At 55.9% G+C, this 20075-nt stretch carries 20 protein-coding genes; 13 read left to right on the forward strand and 7 right to left on the reverse strand.

The window, feature by feature from the left end:
• Positions 1–63: 63 nt before the first annotated feature.
• On the reverse strand, positions 64–1332 hold the full coding sequence (locus tag M9H61_RS00510) for an imelysin family protein (RefSeq protein WP_068517129.1): 1269 nt from the start codon (positions 1330–1332) through the stop codon (positions 64–66).
• 296 nt (positions 1333–1628) lie between these two features.
• Here M9H61_RS00510 and M9H61_RS00515 point away from each other — a divergent pair, with 296 nt between their 5' ends.
• Positions 1629–2342 (forward strand): cytochrome b/b6 domain-containing protein, encoded by a 714-nt coding sequence (locus tag M9H61_RS00515; protein WP_250282805.1) that lies wholly within the window; start codon positions 1629–1631, stop codon positions 2340–2342.
• Positions 2343–2517: 175 nt separating this feature from the next.
• Here the strand turns inward: M9H61_RS00515 and M9H61_RS00520 are convergent, their stop codons facing one another.
• Positions 2518–2982 (reverse strand): cytochrome c, encoded by a 465-nt coding sequence (locus M9H61_RS00520; RefSeq protein WP_068517130.1) that lies wholly within the window; start codon positions 2980–2982, stop codon positions 2518–2520.
• A gap of 208 nt (positions 2983–3190) precedes the next feature.
• On the opposite strand from M9H61_RS00520, the gene M9H61_RS00525 reads away from it, so the two are divergent.
• The 4 genes from M9H61_RS00525 to M9H61_RS00540 all read left to right on the forward strand — a co-directional run bounded on the left by M9H61_RS00525 (position 3191) and on the right by M9H61_RS00540 (position 7024).
• Entirely contained in the window at positions 3191–4714 is a 1524-nt protein-coding gene (locus M9H61_RS00525; protein ID WP_250282807.1) for an NAD-dependent succinate-semialdehyde dehydrogenase, read from the forward strand.
• A 561-nt stretch (positions 4715–5275) separates the two neighbouring features.
• The gene (locus M9H61_RS00530) at positions 5276–5437 is read left to right on the forward strand and encodes an RSP_7527 family protein (RefSeq protein ID WP_156480797.1); all 162 of its coding nucleotides are present in this window, start codon (positions 5276–5278) and stop codon (positions 5435–5437) included.
• Positions 5438–5603: 166 nt separating this feature from the next.
• A complete protein-coding gene (locus M9H61_RS00535; RefSeq protein ID WP_101247902.1) occupies positions 5604–6392 on the forward strand; it encodes an alpha/beta fold hydrolase in 789 nt (262 codons plus the stop codon).
• A 17-nt stretch (positions 6393–6409) separates the two neighbouring features.
• Positions 6410–7024 carry an NUDIX domain-containing protein gene (locus M9H61_RS00540; RefSeq protein WP_082817659.1) on the forward strand — a complete coding sequence of 205 codons (615 nt, stop codon included), beginning with the start codon at positions 6410–6412 and terminating at the stop codon, positions 7022–7024.
• Between the two features lie 39 nt (positions 7025–7063).
• Here the strand turns inward: M9H61_RS00540 and M9H61_RS00545 are convergent, their stop codons facing one another.
• The 3 genes from M9H61_RS00545 to M9H61_RS20635 form a co-directional block, all read right to left on the reverse strand.
• Positions 7064–7804: an SDR family NAD(P)-dependent oxidoreductase gene (locus tag M9H61_RS00545; protein WP_250282809.1), complete on the reverse strand. Its 741-nt coding sequence runs from the start codon at positions 7802–7804 to the stop codon at positions 7064–7066.
• Positions 7805–7961: 157 nt separating this feature from the next.
• The gene (locus tag M9H61_RS00550) at positions 7962–9251 is read right to left on the reverse strand and encodes a polyhydroxyalkanoate depolymerase (protein WP_250282810.1); all 1290 of its coding nucleotides are present in this window, start codon (positions 9249–9251) and stop codon (positions 7962–7964) included.
• A 725-nt stretch (positions 9252–9976) separates the two neighbouring features.
• On the reverse strand, positions 9977–10108 hold the full coding sequence (locus tag M9H61_RS20635) for a hypothetical protein (RefSeq protein ID WP_255355705.1): 132 nt from the start codon (positions 10106–10108) through the stop codon (positions 9977–9979).
• A gap of 931 nt (positions 10109–11039) precedes the next feature.
• Here M9H61_RS20635 and zwf point away from each other — a divergent pair.
• The 5 genes from zwf (at position 11040) to M9H61_RS00575 (ending at position 16756) form a co-directional block, all read left to right on the forward strand.
• Complete coding sequence (gene zwf / locus M9H61_RS00555) at positions 11040–12527, forward strand: glucose-6-phosphate dehydrogenase (RefSeq protein ID WP_068517136.1); 1488 nt, start codon at positions 11040–11042, stop codon at positions 12525–12527.
• A gap of 69 nt (positions 12528–12596) precedes the next feature.
• On the forward strand, positions 12597–13316 hold the full coding sequence (gene pgl, locus M9H61_RS00560; protein WP_101247944.1) for a 6-phosphogluconolactonase: 720 nt from the start codon (positions 12597–12599) through the stop codon (positions 13314–13316).
• A 5-nt stretch (positions 13317–13321) separates the two neighbouring features.
• Positions 13322–15154: a phosphogluconate dehydratase gene (edd, locus tag M9H61_RS00565; RefSeq protein ID WP_068517137.1), complete on the forward strand. Its 1833-nt coding sequence runs from the start codon at positions 13322–13324 to the stop codon at positions 15152–15154.
• Positions 15154–16092 (forward strand): glucokinase, encoded by a 939-nt coding sequence (gene glk, locus M9H61_RS00570; protein WP_101247905.1) that lies wholly within the window; start codon positions 15154–15156, stop codon positions 16090–16092. The genes edd and glk overlap by 1 nt, the downstream gene beginning before the upstream one ends.
• A 22-nt stretch (positions 16093–16114) precedes the next feature.
• Entirely contained in the window at positions 16115–16756 is a 642-nt protein-coding gene (locus M9H61_RS00575) for a bifunctional 4-hydroxy-2-oxoglutarate aldolase/2-dehydro-3-deoxy-phosphogluconate aldolase (protein ID WP_101247906.1), read from the forward strand.
• 96 nt (positions 16757–16852) lie between these two features.
• Here M9H61_RS00575 and M9H61_RS00580 read toward each other — a convergent pair whose 3' ends face one another.
• On the reverse strand, positions 16853–17122 hold the full coding sequence (locus M9H61_RS00580) for a DUF1127 domain-containing protein (RefSeq protein ID WP_250282812.1): 270 nt from the start codon (positions 17120–17122) through the stop codon (positions 16853–16855).
• A gap of 147 nt (positions 17123–17269) precedes the next feature.
• Here M9H61_RS00580 and M9H61_RS00585 point away from each other — a divergent pair, with 147 nt between their 5' ends.
• Positions 17270–18139: a LysR family transcriptional regulator gene (locus M9H61_RS00585; RefSeq protein ID WP_250282814.1), complete on the forward strand. Its 870-nt coding sequence runs from the start codon at positions 17270–17272 to the stop codon at positions 18137–18139.
• A gap of 308 nt (positions 18140–18447) precedes the next feature.
• On the opposite strand, the gene M9H61_RS00590 is transcribed toward M9H61_RS00585, so the two are convergent.
• The gene (locus M9H61_RS00590; protein WP_206927244.1) at positions 18448–18726 is read right to left on the reverse strand and encodes a DUF1127 domain-containing protein; all 279 of its coding nucleotides are present in this window, start codon (positions 18724–18726) and stop codon (positions 18448–18450) included.
• Between the two features lie 355 nt (positions 18727–19081).
• On the opposite strand from M9H61_RS00590, the gene M9H61_RS20640 reads away from it, so the two are divergent.
• On the forward strand, positions 19082–19213 hold the full coding sequence (locus tag M9H61_RS20640; RefSeq protein WP_256469473.1) for a hypothetical protein: 132 nt from the start codon (positions 19082–19084) through the stop codon (positions 19211–19213).
• Positions 19200–20069 carry a LysR family transcriptional regulator gene (locus M9H61_RS00595; protein ID WP_068517142.1) on the forward strand — a complete coding sequence of 290 codons (870 nt, stop codon included), beginning with the start codon at positions 19200–19202 and terminating at the stop codon, positions 20067–20069. Before M9H61_RS20640 ends, M9H61_RS00595 begins: the two co-directional genes overlap by 14 nt.
• The last annotated feature ends 6 nt before the right edge of the window (positions 20070–20075 follow it).

Here is a 20075-nt window from a genome sequence, read left to right on the forward strand (position 1 = left end):
CAAAACGGCGGGAGACACATCCCCCGCCGTTCAATGCCTTCAAGGCAGGTGCCGTAAAAAGGCTTAGTTGACTGCAGACGGATTGTCGAGGCTGTCGGAGCCTTCGAACTCGATGCCGTCAATGCCGACAGCGGCAATGATCTGCTCGATCGATTTGGTCTGGTCAACCAGGGCATCCACAAAGGTCTGGACAACAGCGTTGCCTTCGTCATTGCCCATGGCAATCAGCTGGTCGAAATGTTCGCCGCCCTGTGCGCGGGTAACCATCGCCTTGCCAGCCAGAACCGACGTTGCAAGCTTGCCACGCAGTTCGGTATCAAGGGCTGCGTCTTTTGCAGCAACCAGATCGGAAAGCGACGGGCCTTCAACGACCGAACCGTCAACACGGGTGTAACGGCCAAGATAAACGTTCTGGATGCCCAGCGCGTCATAGTAGTGGCTGTTATGGGTGTTGTCGGAGAAGCAATCATGTTCTTCTTCCGGATCATGAAGCAGCAGGCCAAGCTTGGTGCGTTCGCCGCCCAGTTCGCCATAGGAAAGCGAACCCATGCCGGTGACGATTGCGGTCAGACCCGGAACACCATCACCTTCAAGAACGGTTTCGCGTGCTTCGCCGCCTTCGGCCCACTGTGCCGTGATCCATTCAAGGTCGGATACCAGAAGATCGCCAGCCGCCTTGAGATACGCACCGCGACGGTCGCAATTGCCGTTGGTGCATGCATCGCCAGCGGCATAGTCGGTCCATTCACGTGCACCTGCACCAGCACCCGTTCCATTCAGGTCCTGACCCCAAAGCAGGAATTCAATCGCGTGGTAGCCGGTGGCAACGTTGGATTCAACGTCGTCAATTTCATGCAGGCTTTCAAGCAAAGCAGCATCAATGGTCGATGCATCAATGGTTTCACCGGAAATCACCAGGGTCGGGTTGGCGACCACATTGGCGGTGTATGCCGGGTTTTCTTCGCTTTCTTCGCCATAAAGACCGGTTTCGACATAGTCGATCAGGCCTTCGTCAAGCGGCCATGCGTTAACTTTGCCTTCCCAGTCATCAACGATGGCATTGCCAAAGCGATATACTTCGGTCTGCTGATAAGGCGCGCGTGCTGCCAACCAGGCAGATTTCGCAGCACCAAAGGTCTCTGCCGACGGCTGTGCAACCAGTGCATCAATAGCAGCCTGAAGTTCTTTGGCAGTGATCAGTGAATCTTCGTAACCGGCATGCGCGATGTCGGCATAGGTCGTCAGAACGTCTTTGGCGCCCGGTGCGGCATATGCCTGCACACCAAGGGTCGACACCAATGCGGCCGTCCCGAGAATTTTTGCGATTTTCATAGGAGTTCCCATCTATCCCTGAAAGTGAGCCAAGGGCAATGCCCCGCGGATCAGAGCGGCAAAACATCTTGCGCAAATGAAGAAATTTGCTCCCCGATAGTCACCCTGATCCCTATGCTTCCGTTTAAGTGATACTGCTTGTGATAATGATTTTCAATTAGAGAATGGTTCTGTTGCCAAATTTTCACGTTTTTTGAATGTGGTAACCGCAATTTGATCTGTTCATCGGCGCAATAAAGGTCATTATCACTATAGTGTTCTGACCATGACCAACCGTCCCGCCAGGAGAGGACCTGATGAGCAATCAGATGTCGGATGAAAAGCCGGATGAAAAGAAAGTCAAACTTTGGGACTTCCCGGTACGCCTGTTTCACTGGTCGCTTGTTGCGGCCATTGTCACGGCATGGTGGACCAACCGTGAACTGATGATCGATATTCACGCCATTGCCGGTTACACCGTATTGGCCCTTGTGCTGTTTCGCATCATCTGGGGCTTTGTCGGCAGTTCGAACGCGCGCTTTGCATCCTTTATCAAAGGCCCGAAAAAGGTCATTGGCTATGCGCTGCGGATCCCCCGGGGATCAATGGCGGACCTGACCTATGCCGGGCATAATCCGGCGGGCGGCTGGATGGTGATGGTGTTGCTGGTTCTTGTCGCGGTGCAGGCGGTAAGTGGCCTGTTTGCGAGCGAAGATACCTTCCTGTTCTTTGATGGTCCGCTTGTTGCCCATGTCAGTTCCGATCTTGCCAGCACGATGAACTGGATCCATCACACCAACATCAATCTGATCTATGCGATGGTCGGGCTGCATGTTTTTGCAGCCCTGTTTTATCTTGTGGTCAAACGCGAAAATCTGATCGGTGCAATGATTACCGGGGCCCGGATGGTTCCGGCCGAACTTGCGGCCCGCTTTGCGCAGATCCGCTTTGCCTCCCCGATTGCCGGGATTGCCATTCTCGCAGTTTGTGCTGTCATTGTCTGGGCGATGGTGACGGTCGCGCGCGGATAGTCGCGTGCGGATAAACGGCCGGCGGATCATCATCTGATCCGCCGTGCCAAGGGGAAAATGCCCCCGGCCTGAATTTTCCGGTGTGCTGCACTGACAGCATGGGGGGTGAAAACCGGACCGGGGGCGCCCATCCAGGGGTAGGGACGGGCCAGTGTTTGCAATTTCGTTGGTTAGGTTATTTCGACCGATAGGTCTCGTGACAGCCTTTGCACGACTTGCCAAGATTGCCCATCGCAGCCCCCATGGCCGATTTGTCACCGGCTGCGGCGGCCATTGCCAATGCTGCTTCTTTCAGTTCCGGGAACCGTCCTGCAAAGTCATCCCAATCCGACCAGACTTTGTCGGTTGCCGTGGTTTTGACGGTTGCATCCATTGTTTTGGGTTCAAAAGCTGCCGGGGCGGCGTCTGCGGCAAAGGCGATGCCATTTGCCAGATTGCGCAATACCGGATCAGGAAGGTTGCAGTCTCCCTTAAGGTAACAGCCAAGGGTCCCCATTGCCCCGCCGATACCATCCATCAGCATCTGGCGGTTCTGAACCGTGGCATTGTCCATTGTCTCGTCGGCAAAGGCGTTGATCGGCATCATGCTGCCTGCGGCAATCATGGCGCTGAACAGTCCTGCAGTCACAAGGTGCTTCATGGCTTCTCTCTGTTGTATTTTGCGGGGTCTCTCTGATCGCCAAGCGGGCGTTTGATTCTTATCTGTATAAGAAGCATCTTGTTGCTTCCTGCCCGTCGCTCGGATTAGGGTCAGGACCGATTGTCCCAGTTGCGCCCCGAAAACCGGAATCACAAGCGCGTGAGTAGATCAGTTTTTTCGTATCTCGCGTCAAAGGAACTGCCCCGTTATGTCGTCTGCCACCCCGCAAACTGTTTCGAATTCTGATGACCAAGCCATTCGCGAAGGACGCGCGCGTGCCCGCAACCTGATCCGTGAATGGGATCTGAGGCATGCCTATATCAACGGTCTGTGGCAGGATGCTGACAGCCGCGAGACTCTTGATGTGATTGATCCGGCCCGCGGGGATGTGATCGGTGCTGTTCCGTTCATGCGCACATCCGAGGCCAGGCGTGCGATTGATGCCGCCCATGATGCCTTTGCCGGCTGGTCCCGCACACTGGCAAAAGACCGTGCCGCCGTCCTGCGGCGCTGGCGCGATCTGCTTGAAACCCATCAGGAAGATCTGGCGGCATTGATCACCCTTGAACAGGGCAAGCCCTATGATCAGGCCTTGCGCGAAGTTATCGGGGCGATTGCCTATGCCGAATGGTACGGCGAAGAAGCCAAGCGCGCCTATGGTCAGACCATGCCCGCCACCCAGCGCGATCGTCGCGTTGTCGTGCAAAAACACCCGGTGGGGGTCGTTGCGGCAATCACGCCCTGGAACTTCCCGCTGACCATGGTGGTGCGCAAATGCGCCCCGGCATTGGCAGCGGGCTGTACGGTTGTTGTCAAACCGGCCGAAGATACGCCGCTTTCGGCGCTGGCCGCGGCCAAGCTTGCCGAACAGGCCGGGTTCCCGGCCGGTGTTTTCAATGTGGTTACCGGTTTGCCCCAGCCGATCGGCGAGGCCCTGACGGGGGATGAACGCGTTCGCATGCTGTCCTTTACCGGCTCGACCGAGGTCGGCAAACGGTTGATGGCGCAATGCGCACCGACTGTGAAAAAGCTGTCGCTTGAGCTGGGTGGCAATGCACCCTTCATCGTGATGGATGATGCCGATCTTGATGCGGCTGTTGCCGGGGCGATGATTTCCAAGTTCCGTAACAGCGGTCAGACCTGCGTCTGTGCCAACCGCATTTTTGTTCAGGACGGGGTTTATGACGCGTTTGTCGAAAAATTCATTGCCGCAAGCAATGCCCAGACCATCGGCAACGGCTTTGTCCCGGGGGCCGAAATCGGTCCACTGATCAATCGGCAGGCGGTGGCAAAGGTCGAACGTCTTGTTGAAAATGCGCGCAAGGCCGGTGCCACGCTGGTCTATGGGGCCGAACGGCCCAAGGACGGACATTTTGTCCGCCCGCTGGTCATGACCGATGTGCCCCATGATGCCGACTGCTTTAACGAGGAACTGTTTGCCCCGGTAGCACCGGTTTATCGTTTTGCGACCGAGGATGAGGTGATCGAACTTGCCAACCGGGTGCGCACCGGTCTGTCATCCTATCTTTATAGTCGCGATATCGGCCGTATTCAGCGCATTGCCGACAATCTGGAAACCGGTGTGGTCGGGATCAATGACGGCACCACCAGCCACGAAGGCGCACCGTTTGGCGGTGTAAAGGAAAGCGGGCAGGGACGCGAAGGTGGTCATTGGGGGCTTGAGGAATATCTTGAACCCAAATACCTCAATTACGCGATTGGCGGGCAGTAACGGCGGCCCCCGTTCGCTTTGGTTCAGTCCCGTGACGGAACCGGGAAAGGGGATGCGGTCAAATGCGGTTCCGGCCGGTTGAAATGGACGGATCGCAAAGCGATCATTCTACTTGTTGTTGTTGTCGTTTTGCGATCCTGACAAAGCTATGCAAGATTGATGAGTCGGATTCCGCGGAAAAACCGGTTTGAATTTGCCGTGTTTGGCAAAAATCCATGCAGTGCAAAGCATCAATCATGGCTGTTTTTTCTGCGGCAATGGCGTAAATCGACGGGGTGCGATGCCCCGAACCCCTTTATATTAGTGGAATGCACGGGCATCGGGGCGGTCGGTGTCGCAGAAAATCCAGCAAAACGAGCATGTTATTTGTCATGATACGATCATGCGTTCTGCGCATGATAAGATTATGGCGGAAATGTTTCAAGATATGCGCTGTGTGCATGGGTGGAGTGAGAAAACTCTTCTCGTGGGAATGCAAAAACAGGCGTAAACCCGTTTTCAGAGAACACAACGCAAAACCCAGACGCGACAAGCGCGGGATGCTTTTGAAAGGAAACGGACATGAAAATGTATCGTGATTATGACCTGGTTGCCCTGCAGCGCGAAGCAGAACGTCTCCGTGCTGTTGCAATGCGCAACATGTTTGCTGCTCTGGTTCGCAAAGTTGGCGCACTGTTCGGTGCCAACCGCAAGCCGCACGGTGGCGTACCGGCTGGCGCATAATATCGCCAGTACCAAGAATTCCGGTGCTGACATGATCAGCACCCTTAAAAACACCTCCGCAATCCTCCCATGCGGGGGTGTTTTTGTTTGTATGCTTCACCTTGACCCGGCAGACGGTTATTAAGGGGGATTGCTGTCCCATTCCCGATCCCGGAAAGTTGGTTTTATGAAGCTCGCCCATTACGCCTTTGGTGAAGAAAATCGCGACAACGGTACGATTGTCATTGTCCATGGTCTGTTTGGTCAGGCCCGGAACTGGACCGCGATTGCCCGTCGGTTGGCGGAAAAATACCATGTGGTCACGGCGGATTTGCGCAATCACGGCCGGTCGGGCTGGGATATGGATATGACCTATGGCGCGATGGCGGCCGATCTTGCCGAACTGATCGGGTCCGTTTCCGATAAGCCGGTTCATCTTGTCGGGCATTCGATGGGGGGCAAGGCATCAATGGTGCTGGCATTGTCGGCCAATGCCGGACTGGTTGCCGATCTGGTGATCGTTGATATCGCGCCGGTGGCCTATGACCATGACTATACCGGTTATATCACGGCGATGCGCGGGGTCGATTTCGATAAGGTCACCCGCCGCGCCGAAGTTGAAGATGCGCTGTCATCCGGGGTTTCGGAAAAAGGCGTGCGTCAGTTCCTAGCCCAGAATGTCACAACGGACAAGGACAGCGGCAAAATGTCCTGGCAGGTCAATATTGACGCGATGGCGGCCCATCTTGATGACATCACCGGCTGGCCGCAATCGGATGTCAGCGGATCCTATGACGGGGATGTTCTGTTTATTTCCGGGGCCAATTCGCATTATGTCGATTCCCGTGATCGCGACCACATCAAATCACTGTTTCCCAAGGCGGCCTTTACCAGCATCAAGGGTGCCGGGCACTGGGTACATGCCGAAAAACCCGAAGCCGTATTGCTGACCTTGTCTGCATTTCTCAAACGCTGAACAAAGGCGGGTGTCCAATGGTCGATCTTCCAAAAGGCTGGTCCATTCCCGATCTTGCCAATATCCGCATAGACGATATCGAATGCCTGTCTGATAACTGGTATCACCTTTATCGTGTCAGTTTTGATCTGAAACGGTCGGACGGATCATGGCAACATCAAACCCGCGAGGCCTATGAACGCGGAAACGGGGCGGGCATTCTGCTTTATAACCGGGCCGACCGGACGGTGATCCTGACCCGGCAGTTCCGCCTGCCATCCTTTGTCAATGGCAACCCCGACGGCATGCTGATCGAAGTTCCTGCCGGTCTGCTTGATGATCGTGATCCGGCAGCAGCCGTGATTGCCGAGGTCGAGGAAGAAACAGGCTATCGCATCGGCAAACCGCAAAAGGTCTTTGATCTTTTCATGAGCCCGGGCTCGGTTACGGAACGGTTGCATCTTTTTGTCGCCGAAGTTCGCCGCGATCACCGCGAAGGCGATGGCGGTGGCCTGCACGAAGAAGGCGAGGATATCCACGTTCTTGAAATCGCCTTTGATGATATCGCATCAATGATAAGCGATGGCCGCATTCGCGATGCCAAAACAATCATCCTGCTTCAGCACGGGTTACTGACCGGCCTGTTTGACTAACCGGTTTGTTTTGACGGAACGAAACCTTTGCCAGGGCAATTACCAAGGCAATTCCTGGCCGTCATAGGCAAAGAACCTGCCGGATTGTCGGGGTGTCAGACCGTCAATCACTGCAAGCATCCTGGCTGTGGCCTGTTCGGGGTTTTGTACATCAAGGCCCGATTTGGCAAACGGCCCGGAAAGGCCGGTATCGACCGTTCCCGGATGCAGGGAAACGCAAATGGCATCGGGCTTGTTGCGGGCAAGTTCAATTGATGCGGTTTTGACCAGCTGGTTCAATGCCGCCTTGGCGGCGCGATACCCGTACCATCCCCCCATCCGGTTATCACTGATACTGCCGACCTTGGCCGACAGGGTCGCAAAGACGGCCTTGCCCTTGCGCGGCAGCAACGGACAAAAATGCTTCATCAGCAATGCCGGGCCAATCGCATTGATCCGGAACTGTTTGGTCATATAGGCCGCGTCAATCTGACGCAGGGACTTTTCCGGCTGAAAGCTTTCATCATGCAGATAACCGGTCGCATCAATGATCAGGGCAATGTCACATCCATGTGCATCGGCCTGCATGCGAGCATCCCGTGCACAGGCGTCGATGCTTTCGGGGATGTCGAAATCAAGTGACGGACGGGTTTTGCGTCCATAGGTCAGCACCTTGGCAAAATGCCCTGATGAATGCAGATGGGTTGCAAAGGCGGCCCCAATGCCGCCGGTTGCACCAATAACAATCGCGATCTGACCGTTCGGGATGCTTTTGAAGTGCGGTGTTTCAATGCCTGACATCTGCGTCCCCTGGATTGTGCTTTGCGTGGGAGGTTGCGTAATGTTTTACGGTGGCGATGGCCGTGCAGTTCAGGATCGATGATTGTTGGAGGTTGGCAAAACCAAAAAGCCGCCGGCACGGGGCTGGCGGCTTTGGCAAGGTTTCGGTCGGGTCCGATTATTCGGCGGCGTTGATACGCGCGATATTCGGGGCGCTGCGGGCGCCTTTGCCTTCGTGATCGTGGTGGCGGATGAAATCCTTGATCCGCGGGCTAATCTGTTCGCGCCAGCGACGGCCGTTAAACACGCCGTAATGGCCAACACCCTGTTGCAGATGATGCATGCGCATATTGTCGGGCAGGTTGCTGCACAGCTTGTGCGCAGCCCGGGTCTGACCCATGCCGGTAATATCATCGCGTTCGCCTTCGACCGTCAAAAGGGCAGTCTTGGTAATCGCGGACGGATCAACCGGCACACCCTGCCAGCGCATGGTGCCTTCGGGCAGGCTGTGTTCATGGAACACGACCTTAAGGGTCTGAAGATAAAACTCGGCGGTCATGTCCATGACCGCCAGATATTCCTGATAGAAGGATCGCTTGGCTTCGGCGCTTTCGCCGTCACCTTCGACCAGATGCAGGAACATGTCATGATGGGCCGACACATGGCGGTCCCAGTTCATGCTCATGAAACCGGCAAGCTGCATGAAGCCCGGATAAACCCGGCGCATCACACCGGCATGGGGCAGGGGCACATGCGACAGGACATGGCGTTCAAACCAGTCAAGGCTGTGCTGCTTTGCGAAATTGTTGACCTCGGTCGGGTTTTCACGCGTATCGATCGGCCCGCCCATCAGGGTCATCGAGGCCGGCTGGCATTTCTCGTTGCCGGCTGCCATCAGGGATGCGGCGGCGACCACCGGCACGGATGGCTGACATACAGCAATCATGTGGGTGTTGGGGCCAAGCTTGCGCAGGAACCGCATCAGGTAATCGATATAGCTATCAAGGTCGAAATGCCCCTGATGAACCGGGACGGTGCGCGCATCAATCCAGTCGGTGATGTAAACATCGTGATCGGGCAGCAATGCCTCGACCGTGCCGCGCAGAAGCGTTGAAAAATGCCCCGACAGCGGTGCGACAAGCAGCACACGCGGATCATCGGGCTGGGTTTTCAAATGATCGGTTTCGCGCTTGAAATGCAACAGATCACAAAAGGCCTCGCTATGAACGATTTCTTCGGTGATCGGCACGGTTTCGCCGTCAATGGTCGTGGTTTCAAGCCCGAATTCCGGTTTGCCGTAACGGTGGGTGAAATGGGTGAACACGTCACATGCGGCCGCTGCTGCCCGACCCTGATGGGTATAGGACAGCGGATTGGCCGGATTGCGCAGCCACTTTTTGCTGGCATCTGCAGCCATGCGAAGCGGGCTTATTGTGGCGTGCTGCAATTCATAAAGGTGATACAGCATTTACTCTCACTCCCGGGTGACCGGCCTTTGGGCCTGTATCACCAACTGGTTACGGCATTTCATCCTGTTTATGGTCGTATGGGCGTCTGGCTGTGCGATACGACTTGGTATTCGGGTTCTGATCCGGGCTCGGGATTGATTGATGCCGTTTTGATCCACAACCATCGGGTCGTGAAGATGTGATCAGAAATCCTGTTATTGCGTCAAAGCCTACGACAGTTCAGCTTACTTGCAATAGCCATAAAGTATGATGAAATTCCAAATTATCGTTTTCTTTGTTGATTCAAACGAAATTTTGCCAGCCTGTCGAGTGAAATTTTGCAACGCAGCGTAAACTGTTGCAATGCAATAAGTGTTTTAAGCCTGAAATGATTGCCCTCCGCTGGGCGGGCCGCAAAAACGATCAGAAAAGCAGACTCGCCCAAAACCGGGTGCGATATCCTTTGGCGCAATGTGTGACGGCTGGTTGATCCTGCTTTACGTATAAAGAAAAGGCGCTGCTATCGGGGAATAGCAGCGCCAAGTCGTGCGGAGTATATTTTCAGTCGCCATAAGGCCCAAAAGGGAAGTCGGGCATTAGGGAAGCTCTGGCCGACAGGCGGGACAGGGTATGGGTGCGGGGTTGCCTGCCGGCCAGATGCCCGTGATGGACAAAAGCAATGGTGGCTTAAAGTCCGGGCCTCACAGATTTCAATTCGAATTCACAAGAAACGTTGCGGAACGTTTCAGACAAGACCACGAAGGCTTTGTGCCATGCCCAGGGCGATCACAAACAGGAAGAAACCTGTACTGCCGACAATCGCAACAGTGCTGCAAAGCTCGTTCAGGCGGGTCGGGTTTTCGATCAGTTTGTGCATGGTATGTCCTCCTCGATCTGTCTGAAGAAACCATACTGTTCTGATTTTGTTCTCGCAAGAACAAAATTGGAACAAAATCCGGAGAATTTAATTAAACCATTGTTTTTAAATAAATATATGGTGTTCTCGGATGTTCTCATTTTGATCGGAAAATGAGAACATCCAGCATTATTTCAGGTCGTCAGGTAGAATGAAAGCCGCAGAAAACGGTGCTTTTGCGCGAGTCTTTATATTCCGGACCGATGATGGGCGATTGGGGGGCTGTTGCGGTTTTACCGATCAGCTCGCTAATCGGGTATGGCGGGCGGGTTAGGGCAGGCGGGGAATGGCGGGGCAAAGCGTCATGAAAGTTTGCATTTCATCCCGGTCGGATCTGGTTGACACTGGTTTGACAAGACATTGTCCGGAACCGGTCAATGTGGTCAAAATCAATTTGTTGCACGATATTCTGACAGGCCTAAAATGGGGCCCAACCCGGTGGTTGTTGAAGCCGTTTCGCAACAAATTGTTACGGTTAAACCGGATTCCGGTAAAACGGTCCATTTCGCGCTTGATCGCAGTGGTCTTACCCCCTGAGATCGTGTAACAGTGCGCTTTGCGACCGGTCTGGCGCAGCACTGTTGATCAGGACACAGCATTGCTGTTTGAATCGGTACAATTGGTCAGATAACAGAATACTGCCATGACCAAATCCCGCTGGCAGATGTTCAAAATCGCAGAAATGCGCGTTGTCTGGTCATGATAAACAAGCCGGCTTTGAACCATTTGGGCACCCGTCAGAATGGTTTTGCCAGCAAATGCACAAGCACCATCGGGAATGCCGATGGTGTTATCACGGTAAAAATGCCGTGTTCCCGTCGCCTGCCAGGATCGACTGATCCGGGGTCCCACCTTGGCGACAGGAAGGAAACGTTGGAAGGCTAAGGGCAGAATGAAACAAAGGCTTAAGCATCGTATCGCTGATATCGTGATTTTCGGTGGGACCGGAGATTTGGCGTTACGGAAACTGTTCCCCGCACTCTATGAAATGGAACGTACCGGGCGTTTCGACGATGAAACCCGCATCTTTGGCGCTTCGCGCAGCGAACATAGCGACGAGGAATTCCGCTCCAAGCTGGAAGAAGCCGGGCAAAAATTCATCCCCAAGGGCGAATTTGACGCCGAAATCTGGAAAAAATTCGCAAGCCGCATCGCTTATGTGCAGGTTTCCGCCGGCGACGAGGCCGGCTTCAAAGTCCTGTATGAAAAGCTTTCCGATCAGCCCGATCGTGATCGTGTCTATTATTTCTCGACCAGTCCGTCCCTGTTTGCCGACATGGCCTTTAACCTCAAAAAGGTCGGGCTGGTGACGCCCAATTCCCGTGTCGTGCTTGAAAAGCCGCTGGGCCACGATCTTGAAAGCTGCCGTGAAATCAACGGCCAGATCGGCGAAGTGTTCGAGGAAAACCAGATTTTCCGTATCGACCACTATCTTGGCAAGGAAACGGTGCAGAACCTTATGATCCTGCGCTTTGCCAATGCGATGTTCGAACCGCTCTGGAACAGTGCGCATATTGACCATGTTCAGATCACGGTCGGCGAGGAAGTCGGGGTCGAAGGGCGCTGGTCCTATTATGATGATGCCGGTGCGATGCGCGACATGGTTCAGAACCATATGTTGCAGTTGCTGTGCCTTGTTGCGATGGAACCGCCCTATGTTCTTGATCAGGACGCGGTGCGTGATGAGAAGGTAAAAGTTCTCAAGGCGCTGCAACCGATCAATGACAGCAATATCGACAGTTCCACCGTGCGCGGCCAGTACCGCAAGGGTGCGGTGGGCGGCAAGGAAGTGCCGGGCTACCTTGAAGAAGAAGGTGCCAATGTCGACAGCACGACCGAAACCTTTGTTGCCATCCGGGCCGAGTTGAACAACTGGCGCTGGGCGGGGGTTCCGTTCTATCTGCGCACAGGCAAACGGTTGCCCAAACGTCATTCGGAAATCGTGATCCAGTTCCGTGACGTCCCGCATCAGATTTTCCCGCTGGCCAAATCCATGACCAACTATCAGGCCAACAAGCTGGTTCTGCGGTTGCAGCCTGATGACGGCATTCATCTGGTTCTGAACAACAAGAACCCGGGGCCGGGGCTTGTCCGGTTGCGTCCGACAGCCCTTAACCTGTCCTTTGCCGAGGCATTCGGGGGCCGTAGTCCTGACGCCTATGAACGTCTTTTGCTTGATGCGATTGATGGCAATAACACGCTGTTCGTACGTCGCGATGAACAGGACATTGCATGGCAGTGGGTCGATGCGATCCAGGAAGCCTGGAAAAACAATCATATCACGCCCAAAGGCTACACTTCTGGAACGTGGGGCCCGTCTGCGGCCATTGCGCTGATCGAACGTGATGGACGGACCTGGAACGAAGAAGCCGGGTTCTAGGATGGTGCGGCCCTGGCCAAAAGGCCGGGGCACCACATATTCAGCATGACCCCAATTCGGGAAGAAAACATGATTAACGAACGCATTTTCAAAAGCGGCGATGACATGCTCGCGGCATTGGTCAAGGAAACCGTCGAACGACTGGAATTTGCCATCGCGACCCGCGGCCATGCCAGCATTGCTGTTGCTGGTGGCCGGTTTCCCAAACCGCTTTTCCAGACCCTGTCGACCGTCCGTCTGGACTGGTCAAAGGTAACTGTCACTCTTGGCGATGATCGCTGGGTCGGGCTTGATGATGATCAGTCCAATGAAAAGCTGGTGCGCGACAATCTGTTCATCAACGAAGCACAGAATGCCCGCTTTGTGTCGCTTAAAACATCCGATAGCAGCCCCGAAGACGCGGTTGCCACCGTCAGTGCGCGTTTGCGAACCGAAATGCACTGGCCGCTTGATATTGTCTTTTTGGGGATGGGGGATGACGGCCATACCGCATCACTTTTCCCGTCCTCAACCCCCGAAGCCCTGCGCAAAGGGCTTTATCCCGAACATGGCGAGGTCGTCGCCGCTGCACGCCCGACCGTATCCCCGGTTCCGCGCATCAGCATGACGTTACCTGCCATTCTCAACGCCCGGTATATTGGGATCCATATTACCGGACAATCCAAATGGTCGACCTTTGAAACCGCGAAAAACGGCACCGATATTGAAGAAATGCCGGTTCGCGCAATTTTGCAACAGACTGACGTCCCCGTCGATCTGTGGTGGAGCGCCGAGAACCCGAAAGGCTGAACCCCATGAAACGTGAAATAGAACAGATTACAAAACGCATTATCGAGCGTTCAAAACCAACCCGCGAAGCCTATCTGGCCAAGATCGAGGCTGCTGCGTCTGATCGTCCGCATCGTTCTTCCCTGTCCTGTGGCAACCTTGCCCACGCATCGGCGGGCTGTGGTGCGGCTGAAAAGGCCCGCATCAACGGGGACGAGGGCGCAAACCTTGGCATCGTTACATCCTATAACGATATGCTTTCGGCCCATCAGCCGCTTGGCGTCTATCCCGACCTGATCAAAAAGGCCGTGTTCGAAGCCGGGGCAACCGCACAGGTTGCCGGTGGTGTGCCTGCCATGTGTGATGGCGTGACCCAGGGCCGCCCGGGCATGGAGCTCAGCCTGTTTTCGCGCGATGTCATCGCGATGTCGACGGCGGTTTCGCTGTCGCATGATGTGTTTGACGGCGCGCTCTATCTTGGTGTTTGTGACAAGATCGTTCCCGGTCTTGTGATGGGGGCACTTTCCTATGGTCATATTCCGGCGGTATTCGTTCCGGCCGGTCCGATGCCATCGGGATTGCCCAACAATGAAAAGGCCCGCATTCGTCAGCTTTATGCCCAGGGCAAGGTTGGCCGCAAGGAACTGCTGGAAGCCGAAACCGCGTCCTATCACAGCCCGGGTACCTGTACTTTCTATGGGACCGCGAACTCCAACCAGATGCTGATGGAAGTCATGGGGCTGCATCTTCCCGGTGCGGCGTTTGTCAATCCGAATACCGAACTGCGCGATGCCCTGACCGAAGAAGCCGCGCGCCGCGCACTTGCCATCACCAAGCTTGGCAATGACTATCGCCCGATTGGCAAGATCCTTGATGAAAAGGCCTTTGTGAACGGTATCGTCGGTCTTCTGGCGACCGGTGGTTCGACCAACCATACCCTGCATCTTCCGGCGATGGCACGTGCCGCCGGGATCGAACTGCGCTGGGATGACTTTGACGAACTGTCGCGTGTCGTGCCGCTGCTGTGCCGTGTTTATCCGAACGGCCAGGCCGATGTGAACCATTTCCATGCTGCTGGCGGCATGGGCTTTGTCATTTCCGATCTTCTGAAGAACGGCATCCTGCATCCGGATCTGGAAACCATCCATACCGGGGGCATGGCGGCCTATGGCACCGAGCCGTATCTTGATAATGGCAAACTTGCCTGGCGTGATGCGCCGGCCAACAGCCATGATGAAGAAATCCTGCGTCCGACCGAAAAGGCATTCAGTGCCGATGGCGGTCTGCGCATGCTGTCGGGCAATCTTGGCCGTGCCGTGATCAAGGTTTCTGCCGTCAAGCCGGAAAACCGCGTGATCGAAGCTCCGGCTGCGGTGTTTACATCGCAAGAAGCCATGATGGATGCCTTCAAGGAAGGCAAGCTGCATCGTGACGTTGTTTGCGTTGTGCGCTTCCAGGGGCCGAAAGCCAACGGCATGCCGGAACTGCATAAACTGACCCCGCCGCTGGGCGTGCTTCAGGATCTTGGTTACAAGGTTGCCCTTGTTACCGATGGCCGCATGTCGGGTGCATCGGGCAAGGTTCCCGCTGCGATCCACGTCACGCCGGAAGGCATGATGAACGGCCCGATTGCCAAGGTCAAAGACGGCGATATCGTCCGTCTGGATGCCGAAACCGGCGAATTGATCCTGAATGTCTCTGATGCCGAACTGGCCAAACGCGACTTTGCGACCTTTGACAACAAGGCCGAACATCAGGACGGTTTTGGCCGTGAAATGTTTGGCGTGTTCCGTGAACATGTTGGTCTGGCAGAATTGGGTGCCAGTGCTGCCTTCCCGGGGGAGGCAGAAGTCGCGTAATGCAGCTGGTTGGTGATATTGGCGGGACCAATGCCCGCTTTGCCTGGCTTGACGATGCGGGCAATCCCCATACGCCGATGACATTGCCGGTGCGCGAATATGCGACCATCGGCGATGCCATGCGGGACTTTATGGTCAGGACCGACTGTTCGGACTTGCGTGAATTCGCGGTGGCCGTGGCATGTCCGGCCATGGCCGATACCATCAAGTTCACCAATAATCCGTGGGTATTCTCCAAGGAGGCGCTCAAGGCCGAGTTCAATCTTGACCGTCTTGTCGTGGTCAATGACTTCACCGGCCTTGCCATGTCGGTGCCCTATCTGGGGCCGGAAGACCTGATTACGCTGTTTGACGGGCCGGGCCGTCCGGGGCTGCCATTGGCGGTGATCGGGGCGGGCACCGGTTTGGGTGTTTCGGGTCTGTTGCCCCACGAAGGTCACTGGTTGCCGATCCAGGGCGAAGGCGGGCATGTGTCCCTGCCTGCGGTGGATGATCTTGATTACGAGATCGTCAAATTCCTGACCGGTGAACTGGGCCGTGTTTCGGCCGAACGCATCCTGTCAGGCATGGGGATTGAAAACCTGTATCGGGCGCTGGCAGCGATTGACGGTATTGCAGTAACCCCCAAAACAGCAGCCGAAGTTGTCGATGGCGCACTTAAGGACGGGGATGCCCTGTGTCTTAAGGTGCTTGAACGTTTCTGCCTGTTTATGGGCGGGGTTGCCGGTGATCTTGTCCTGACGCTCGGTGCCTTTGACGGGGTCTTTATTGGTGGCGGCATTGGTCCGCGTATTGCCGATTACATGAAACAAAGCGGCCTGAAAGAGCGCATGATCGCCAAGGGCCGCTTCCGTGATTTGATGAATGATGTGCCGGTACGTCTGATGACGGCGAAATACCCGGCCCTGATTGGCTGTGCCAAGATTTTGACGGCCTGATCAGGAAACAGGAGGAATATTTATGAGCCTTTCATCGCGTGAAATTCTGTCCAAAGCCCCGGTTGTGCCGGTTCTGGTGATTGAAGACGCCAACGACGCCGTTCCTTTGGCCAAGGCACTGGTTGCCGGTGGTTTGCCGGTGCTTGAAATTACCTTGCGGTCCGATGCCGCCGAAGAAAGCATCAAGCGCATCATCGCCGAAGTCCCCGACGCCATCACCGGTGCGGGTACCGTGATCAATGCCAAGCAGATGGAACGCATGGCTGAAATCGGCTGTGCTTTTGCCGTGTCGCCGGGCCATAGTGAAGGCTTGCTCAAGGCCGCAGCCGATACCGGATGCCCGTTGCTTCCGGGGGCTGGTACGCCGTCCGAAATCATGAACCTGCTTGATCATGGCTATGACACGCTGAAATTCTTCCCGGCCGAACAGCAGGGCGGTGTTTCGATGCTCAAGGCAATTTCGGGTCCGCTGCCCCAGGTCAAATTCTGCCCGACGGGTGGGGTTTCGCTTAATAATCTCGCCGATTATTTGGCGCTGCCTAATATTATCACGGTCGGCGGGTCCTGGGTGGCCCCCAAGGATGCGGTCAAGGCCGGTGACTGGGACCGGATTACCAAGCTGGCCCAGGAAGCAACCGACCGGGTCAACGCCCTTCGCGGCTGACGACAATCAAATCATCATACAAATAAAAAGGGACCCGTTCGGGTCCCTTTTTGCATTTGCGGGGCAACCATTGTGCGGTGGTGGGCGCGCGGGGGATTAGCGGCTTCGCAGTTGGTTCCGGTTCGGGAACGGACGATCGGTGATCCGTTCGACATACCAGCGTTCGCCATCAAATTTCCGTTGCAGACCGACATCTTCAAGTTGCGCGTCGCTAAGCGTGCTGAGCACTTCGCGCTGGTTCTTGCGTTTGCGGGCTTCGATCGAATAATTGACGATCCTGTCGATCAGGGCGCCAAACGGCATGCGTTTGGCAAAGGGATCGGTCGCGACATCGAATGGTTTTTGGGTCGAAATCTGGTGCGCCATATCGGCCTCCTGATATCTCTGGTTGAGTTGTCTTGTTGATGGTTTGATCGTCCCATATGCAAAATAAAACAGGAATTCGGTTGTTTCGCAGAGTTAATGTGCAAAAATAACCAGAATGAAATGGATTGTGACTGACAGGGTGCAGGGATGAACTGGAACGATTTACGCTATTTTCTTGTTCTGGCCGAAGAAGGCAGCCTTTCCGGGGCGGCCAGACGGCTGCGCAAGGAACACACAACTGTTGCGCGCCGCATCGAATCCCTTGAAAGCGATGTCGGGACCAAGCTGTTTGATCGTCTGCCGCGCGGCTGGCAATTGACCACGGCGGGGCAGAACCTTGTGCCGGTTGCCGAGCGGGTCGAACAGGAAGCACTGAGTTTCGAACGTCAGGCCAAGGGCGATGAAGGCGCCCACGGGGTGGTGCGGATCTCCGTGCCGCCGGTTGCCGGGCGTGTGCTGTTTGCGCCGCGGCTGGCGCGGCTGCTGACCGCGCATAAGGGGCTTGAATTTGAAATCATCGGGGCGGCGAATGTGGTCAATCTGGCACGGCGCGAAGCCGATATTGCCGTGCGCATGGTGACCCCGCGTGAACCCGGCCTGATCACGCGCAAGCTTTTGGAACTTGGCGTCGGGCTGTATGGGGCGGCGGGATATCGTGACCAGGTGCCGGAACCCGATTGGGAATTCTGCGGCTATGAAGATACGGCCTATGGGGCCTCGAAAAAGGAATGGGTGCGCACGGTTCTGGGACGGGAATTGCCCTGCCGTTTTCGTGCCGATGATACCGAAACGGTTCGCCAGTTCATCGCAGCCGGCCACGGGGTTGGCGTCCTTCCCCGCTATCTGGGTGACAAGGATGACCGGCTGGAACTGATCCATGCCGATACTGACGGGCATGGTCGTGAAACCGGCTGGCTGGTCGTCCATCCCGACATGCGCCGTTCCCCCGGTGTACGGCTGGTGATGGATGCGCTGATCAAGGCCGCAGATGAAATCGCCGAAGAATTCCAGATTTAAAGCCGTCATCCAGCCCCCCGTCTTTCTCCGGCATCGGGGTTGCGAGTTGGGAGCCAGAAGTTCTGAGTTCCGCGTTGAAAGGTCTGAGTTCCGAGTTCGGAACTTGCGGCGGGCATTTCGGTATCGCGCGTTTCGGTATGGGCCGAGTAACAGTTACAACGTCAAAGACAAAGGCCTCCGACTGGCGGAGGCCTTTTCCATGCCCTGAGGGAGGCATTTGCCCCAAAGCCGATACCCCTATCGGTTCTGAGGCCGGTATCAAAGCGTGTCGATTGCCGCAGGTCGGACCCTTGGCCGCTTTGATCTGGTTATGCGGACCGCCGGTTGATCCGGCCATCGTCGGACCGTTCAAGACCGATGTCGCGCAATTGGGTGTCGCTGAGACGGGTCAGGGCAACGCGACTTTGATACCGCTTATAGGATGCCGCCAGAGTTCCAATAATTGCCGTGATGATAGCGCTAACACCCTTGGAAATGCTGGGGCGCGAGGGCGGGGTGGTCTGGCGTGACGCAGCCATCACCGACAGGCTTTTTGCCGAAACGCAACCGACGACGGGATTGCAATCGATCTGGTTATGGATAGCCATTCTGTTGCTCCTTGATCGTGGGGGCTGTTGTGATGCACCAACATTGCCATGCGCAGAAATGCCAAGGAATTCCGATAAAATGCGCTATAGTTGTGCAATATTGCGCAGTTGAGCCATCGGCCGTCAGGCAATAGAGCAAAGTGAATAAGCTGCGCGCCGGTGATCATCATCGCGAAGGGGGCTGCTCCGTTCGGATATGGCGGTTTGGCACAGGTGAGGGTCGGTTCGACTTGGTGCTGGAAAGTTTGATCGGGGTCATCGAGGCTGGCCTGATTGGTGCCGGTCAGAGCAGCTCAGGTGACGTCGTGTCACTTTGTGTCACGTCACGTGGTCAGGTTATCAGGGCAGCTCGGTTTTGGGAGCGACGGCATGGGCTTGCCTGACTATCGGGCTGCTGGTGATGGCGGTCGAAGGCGATGGCACTGGCAAAGGCAATGGCAATGGCAAGACAATGGCAAGACAGGGGGGGATCGATGAACTGGAATGATTTGCGGTTTTTTGTCGCGGTGGCACAGGCCGGCACCCTTTCCGGGGCAGCACGCCGGTTGGGAAAGGATCACACCACCGTTGCCCGGCGGATCGAGGCGCTGGAAGCCGATCTTGGCGCACATCTGTTTGATCGTCTGGCGACCGGCTGGAAATTGACCGAAGCGGGCGAGAATCTGGTGCCGGTGGCAGGCCGGATTGAAGAAGATGTTCTGGCGTTTGAACGTCAGGCCCGCGGTGATGAAACCGCACACGGCGTTGTGCGCATTGCGGTCCCGCCCGCCGCCGGACGTTTGCTGTTTGCGCCGCGATTGGCCGAGCTGCTGCGTGACCAGAAAAATCTGGAATACGAGATTTTGGGATCAAGCGTCATCGCCAACCTTGCCCGCCGCGAGGCGGATGTGGCGGTGCGCATGGCAACCCCGGATCAAAGCGGCCTGATCGTGCGCAAGCTGACCAATCTGCGGTTTGCGGTCTATGCCGCCAAGGGTTATACCGACCGGGTCCCGCGCAAGGATTGGGAATTTTGTGCGGACGGGCGCAACACATTTGGCGATTACCAGCAAGGCTGGGTCTGGGAAACGCTGGAACAGGAATTGCCGATGCGGGTCAAGGCCGATGACAGCCAGACGGTTCTGGCCTTTGTTGCCGCCGGGCATGGGCTGGGATTGTTGCCGCGCTATATGGCCGATCTTGATGATCGTCTGGAACTGGTTTTCGATGACAAACTGGGCGAGGTCAGCAAGCCGGTCTGGCTGGTGGTCCATCCCGATATGCGCCGGTCACCCGGGGTCCGCATGGTGATGGATGCCCTGATCAAGGCAACGGAAAGCATCCCGGCCCAATTCAAATCCTGAACGTTC

This window comes from Thalassospira sp. GO-4 (assembly GCF_023588965.1).
Classification (GTDB): Bacteria; Pseudomonadota; Alphaproteobacteria; order Rhodospirillales; family Thalassospiraceae; genus Thalassospira; species Thalassospira povalilytica.

Excerpts from the sequence above, each read along its gene's own strand:
- M9H61_RS00510 (WP_068517129.1), bottom strand. The coding sequence starts at position 1,332 with ATGAAAATCGCAAAAATTCTCGGGACGGCCGCATTGGTGTCGACCCTT.
- M9H61_RS00515 (WP_250282805.1), top strand. The coding sequence starts at position 1,629 with ATGAGCAATCAGATGTCGGATGAAAAGCCGGATGAAAAGAAAGTCAAA.
- M9H61_RS00520 (WP_068517130.1), bottom strand. The coding sequence starts at position 2,982 with ATGAAGCACCTTGTGACTGCAGGACTGTTCAGCGCCATGATTGCCGCA.
- M9H61_RS00525 (WP_250282807.1), top strand. The coding sequence starts at position 3,191 with ATGTCGTCTGCCACCCCGCAAACTGTTTCGAATTCTGATGACCAAGCC.
- M9H61_RS00530 (WP_156480797.1), top strand. The coding sequence starts at position 5,276 with ATGAAAATGTATCGTGATTATGACCTGGTTGCCCTGCAGCGCGAAGCA.
- M9H61_RS00535 (WP_101247902.1), top strand. The coding sequence starts at position 5,604 with ATGAAGCTCGCCCATTACGCCTTTGGTGAAGAAAATCGCGACAACGGT.
- M9H61_RS00540 (WP_082817659.1), top strand. The coding sequence starts at position 6,410 with ATGGTCGATCTTCCAAAAGGCTGGTCCATTCCCGATCTTGCCAATATC.
- M9H61_RS00545 (WP_250282809.1), bottom strand. The coding sequence starts at position 7,804 with ATGTCAGGCATTGAAACACCGCACTTCAAAAGCATCCCGAACGGTCAG.
- M9H61_RS00550 (WP_250282810.1), bottom strand. The coding sequence starts at position 9,251 with ATGCTGTATCACCTTTATGAATTGCAGCACGCCACAATAAGCCCGCTT.
- M9H61_RS20635 (WP_255355705.1), bottom strand. The coding sequence starts at position 10,108 with ATGCACAAACTGATCGAAAACCCGACCCGCCTGAACGAGCTTTGCAGC.
- zwf (WP_068517136.1), top strand. The coding sequence starts at position 11,040 with ATGAAACAAAGGCTTAAGCATCGTATCGCTGATATCGTGATTTTCGGT.
- pgl (WP_101247944.1), top strand. The coding sequence starts at position 12,597 with ATGATTAACGAACGCATTTTCAAAAGCGGCGATGACATGCTCGCGGCA.
- edd (WP_068517137.1), top strand. The coding sequence starts at position 13,322 with ATGAAACGTGAAATAGAACAGATTACAAAACGCATTATCGAGCGTTCA.
- glk (WP_101247905.1), top strand. The coding sequence starts at position 15,154 with ATGCAGCTGGTTGGTGATATTGGCGGGACCAATGCCCGCTTTGCCTGG.
- M9H61_RS00575 (WP_101247906.1), top strand. The coding sequence starts at position 16,115 with ATGAGCCTTTCATCGCGTGAAATTCTGTCCAAAGCCCCGGTTGTGCCG.
- M9H61_RS00580 (WP_250282812.1), bottom strand. The coding sequence starts at position 17,122 with ATGGCGCACCAGATTTCGACCCAAAAACCATTCGATGTCGCGACCGAT.
- M9H61_RS00585 (WP_250282814.1), top strand. The coding sequence starts at position 17,270 with ATGAACTGGAACGATTTACGCTATTTTCTTGTTCTGGCCGAAGAAGGC.
- M9H61_RS00590 (WP_206927244.1), bottom strand. The coding sequence starts at position 18,726 with ATGGCTATCCATAACCAGATCGATTGCAATCCCGTCGTCGGTTGCGTT.
- M9H61_RS00595 (WP_068517142.1), top strand. The coding sequence starts at position 19,200 with ATGAACTGGAATGATTTGCGGTTTTTTGTCGCGGTGGCACAGGCCGGC.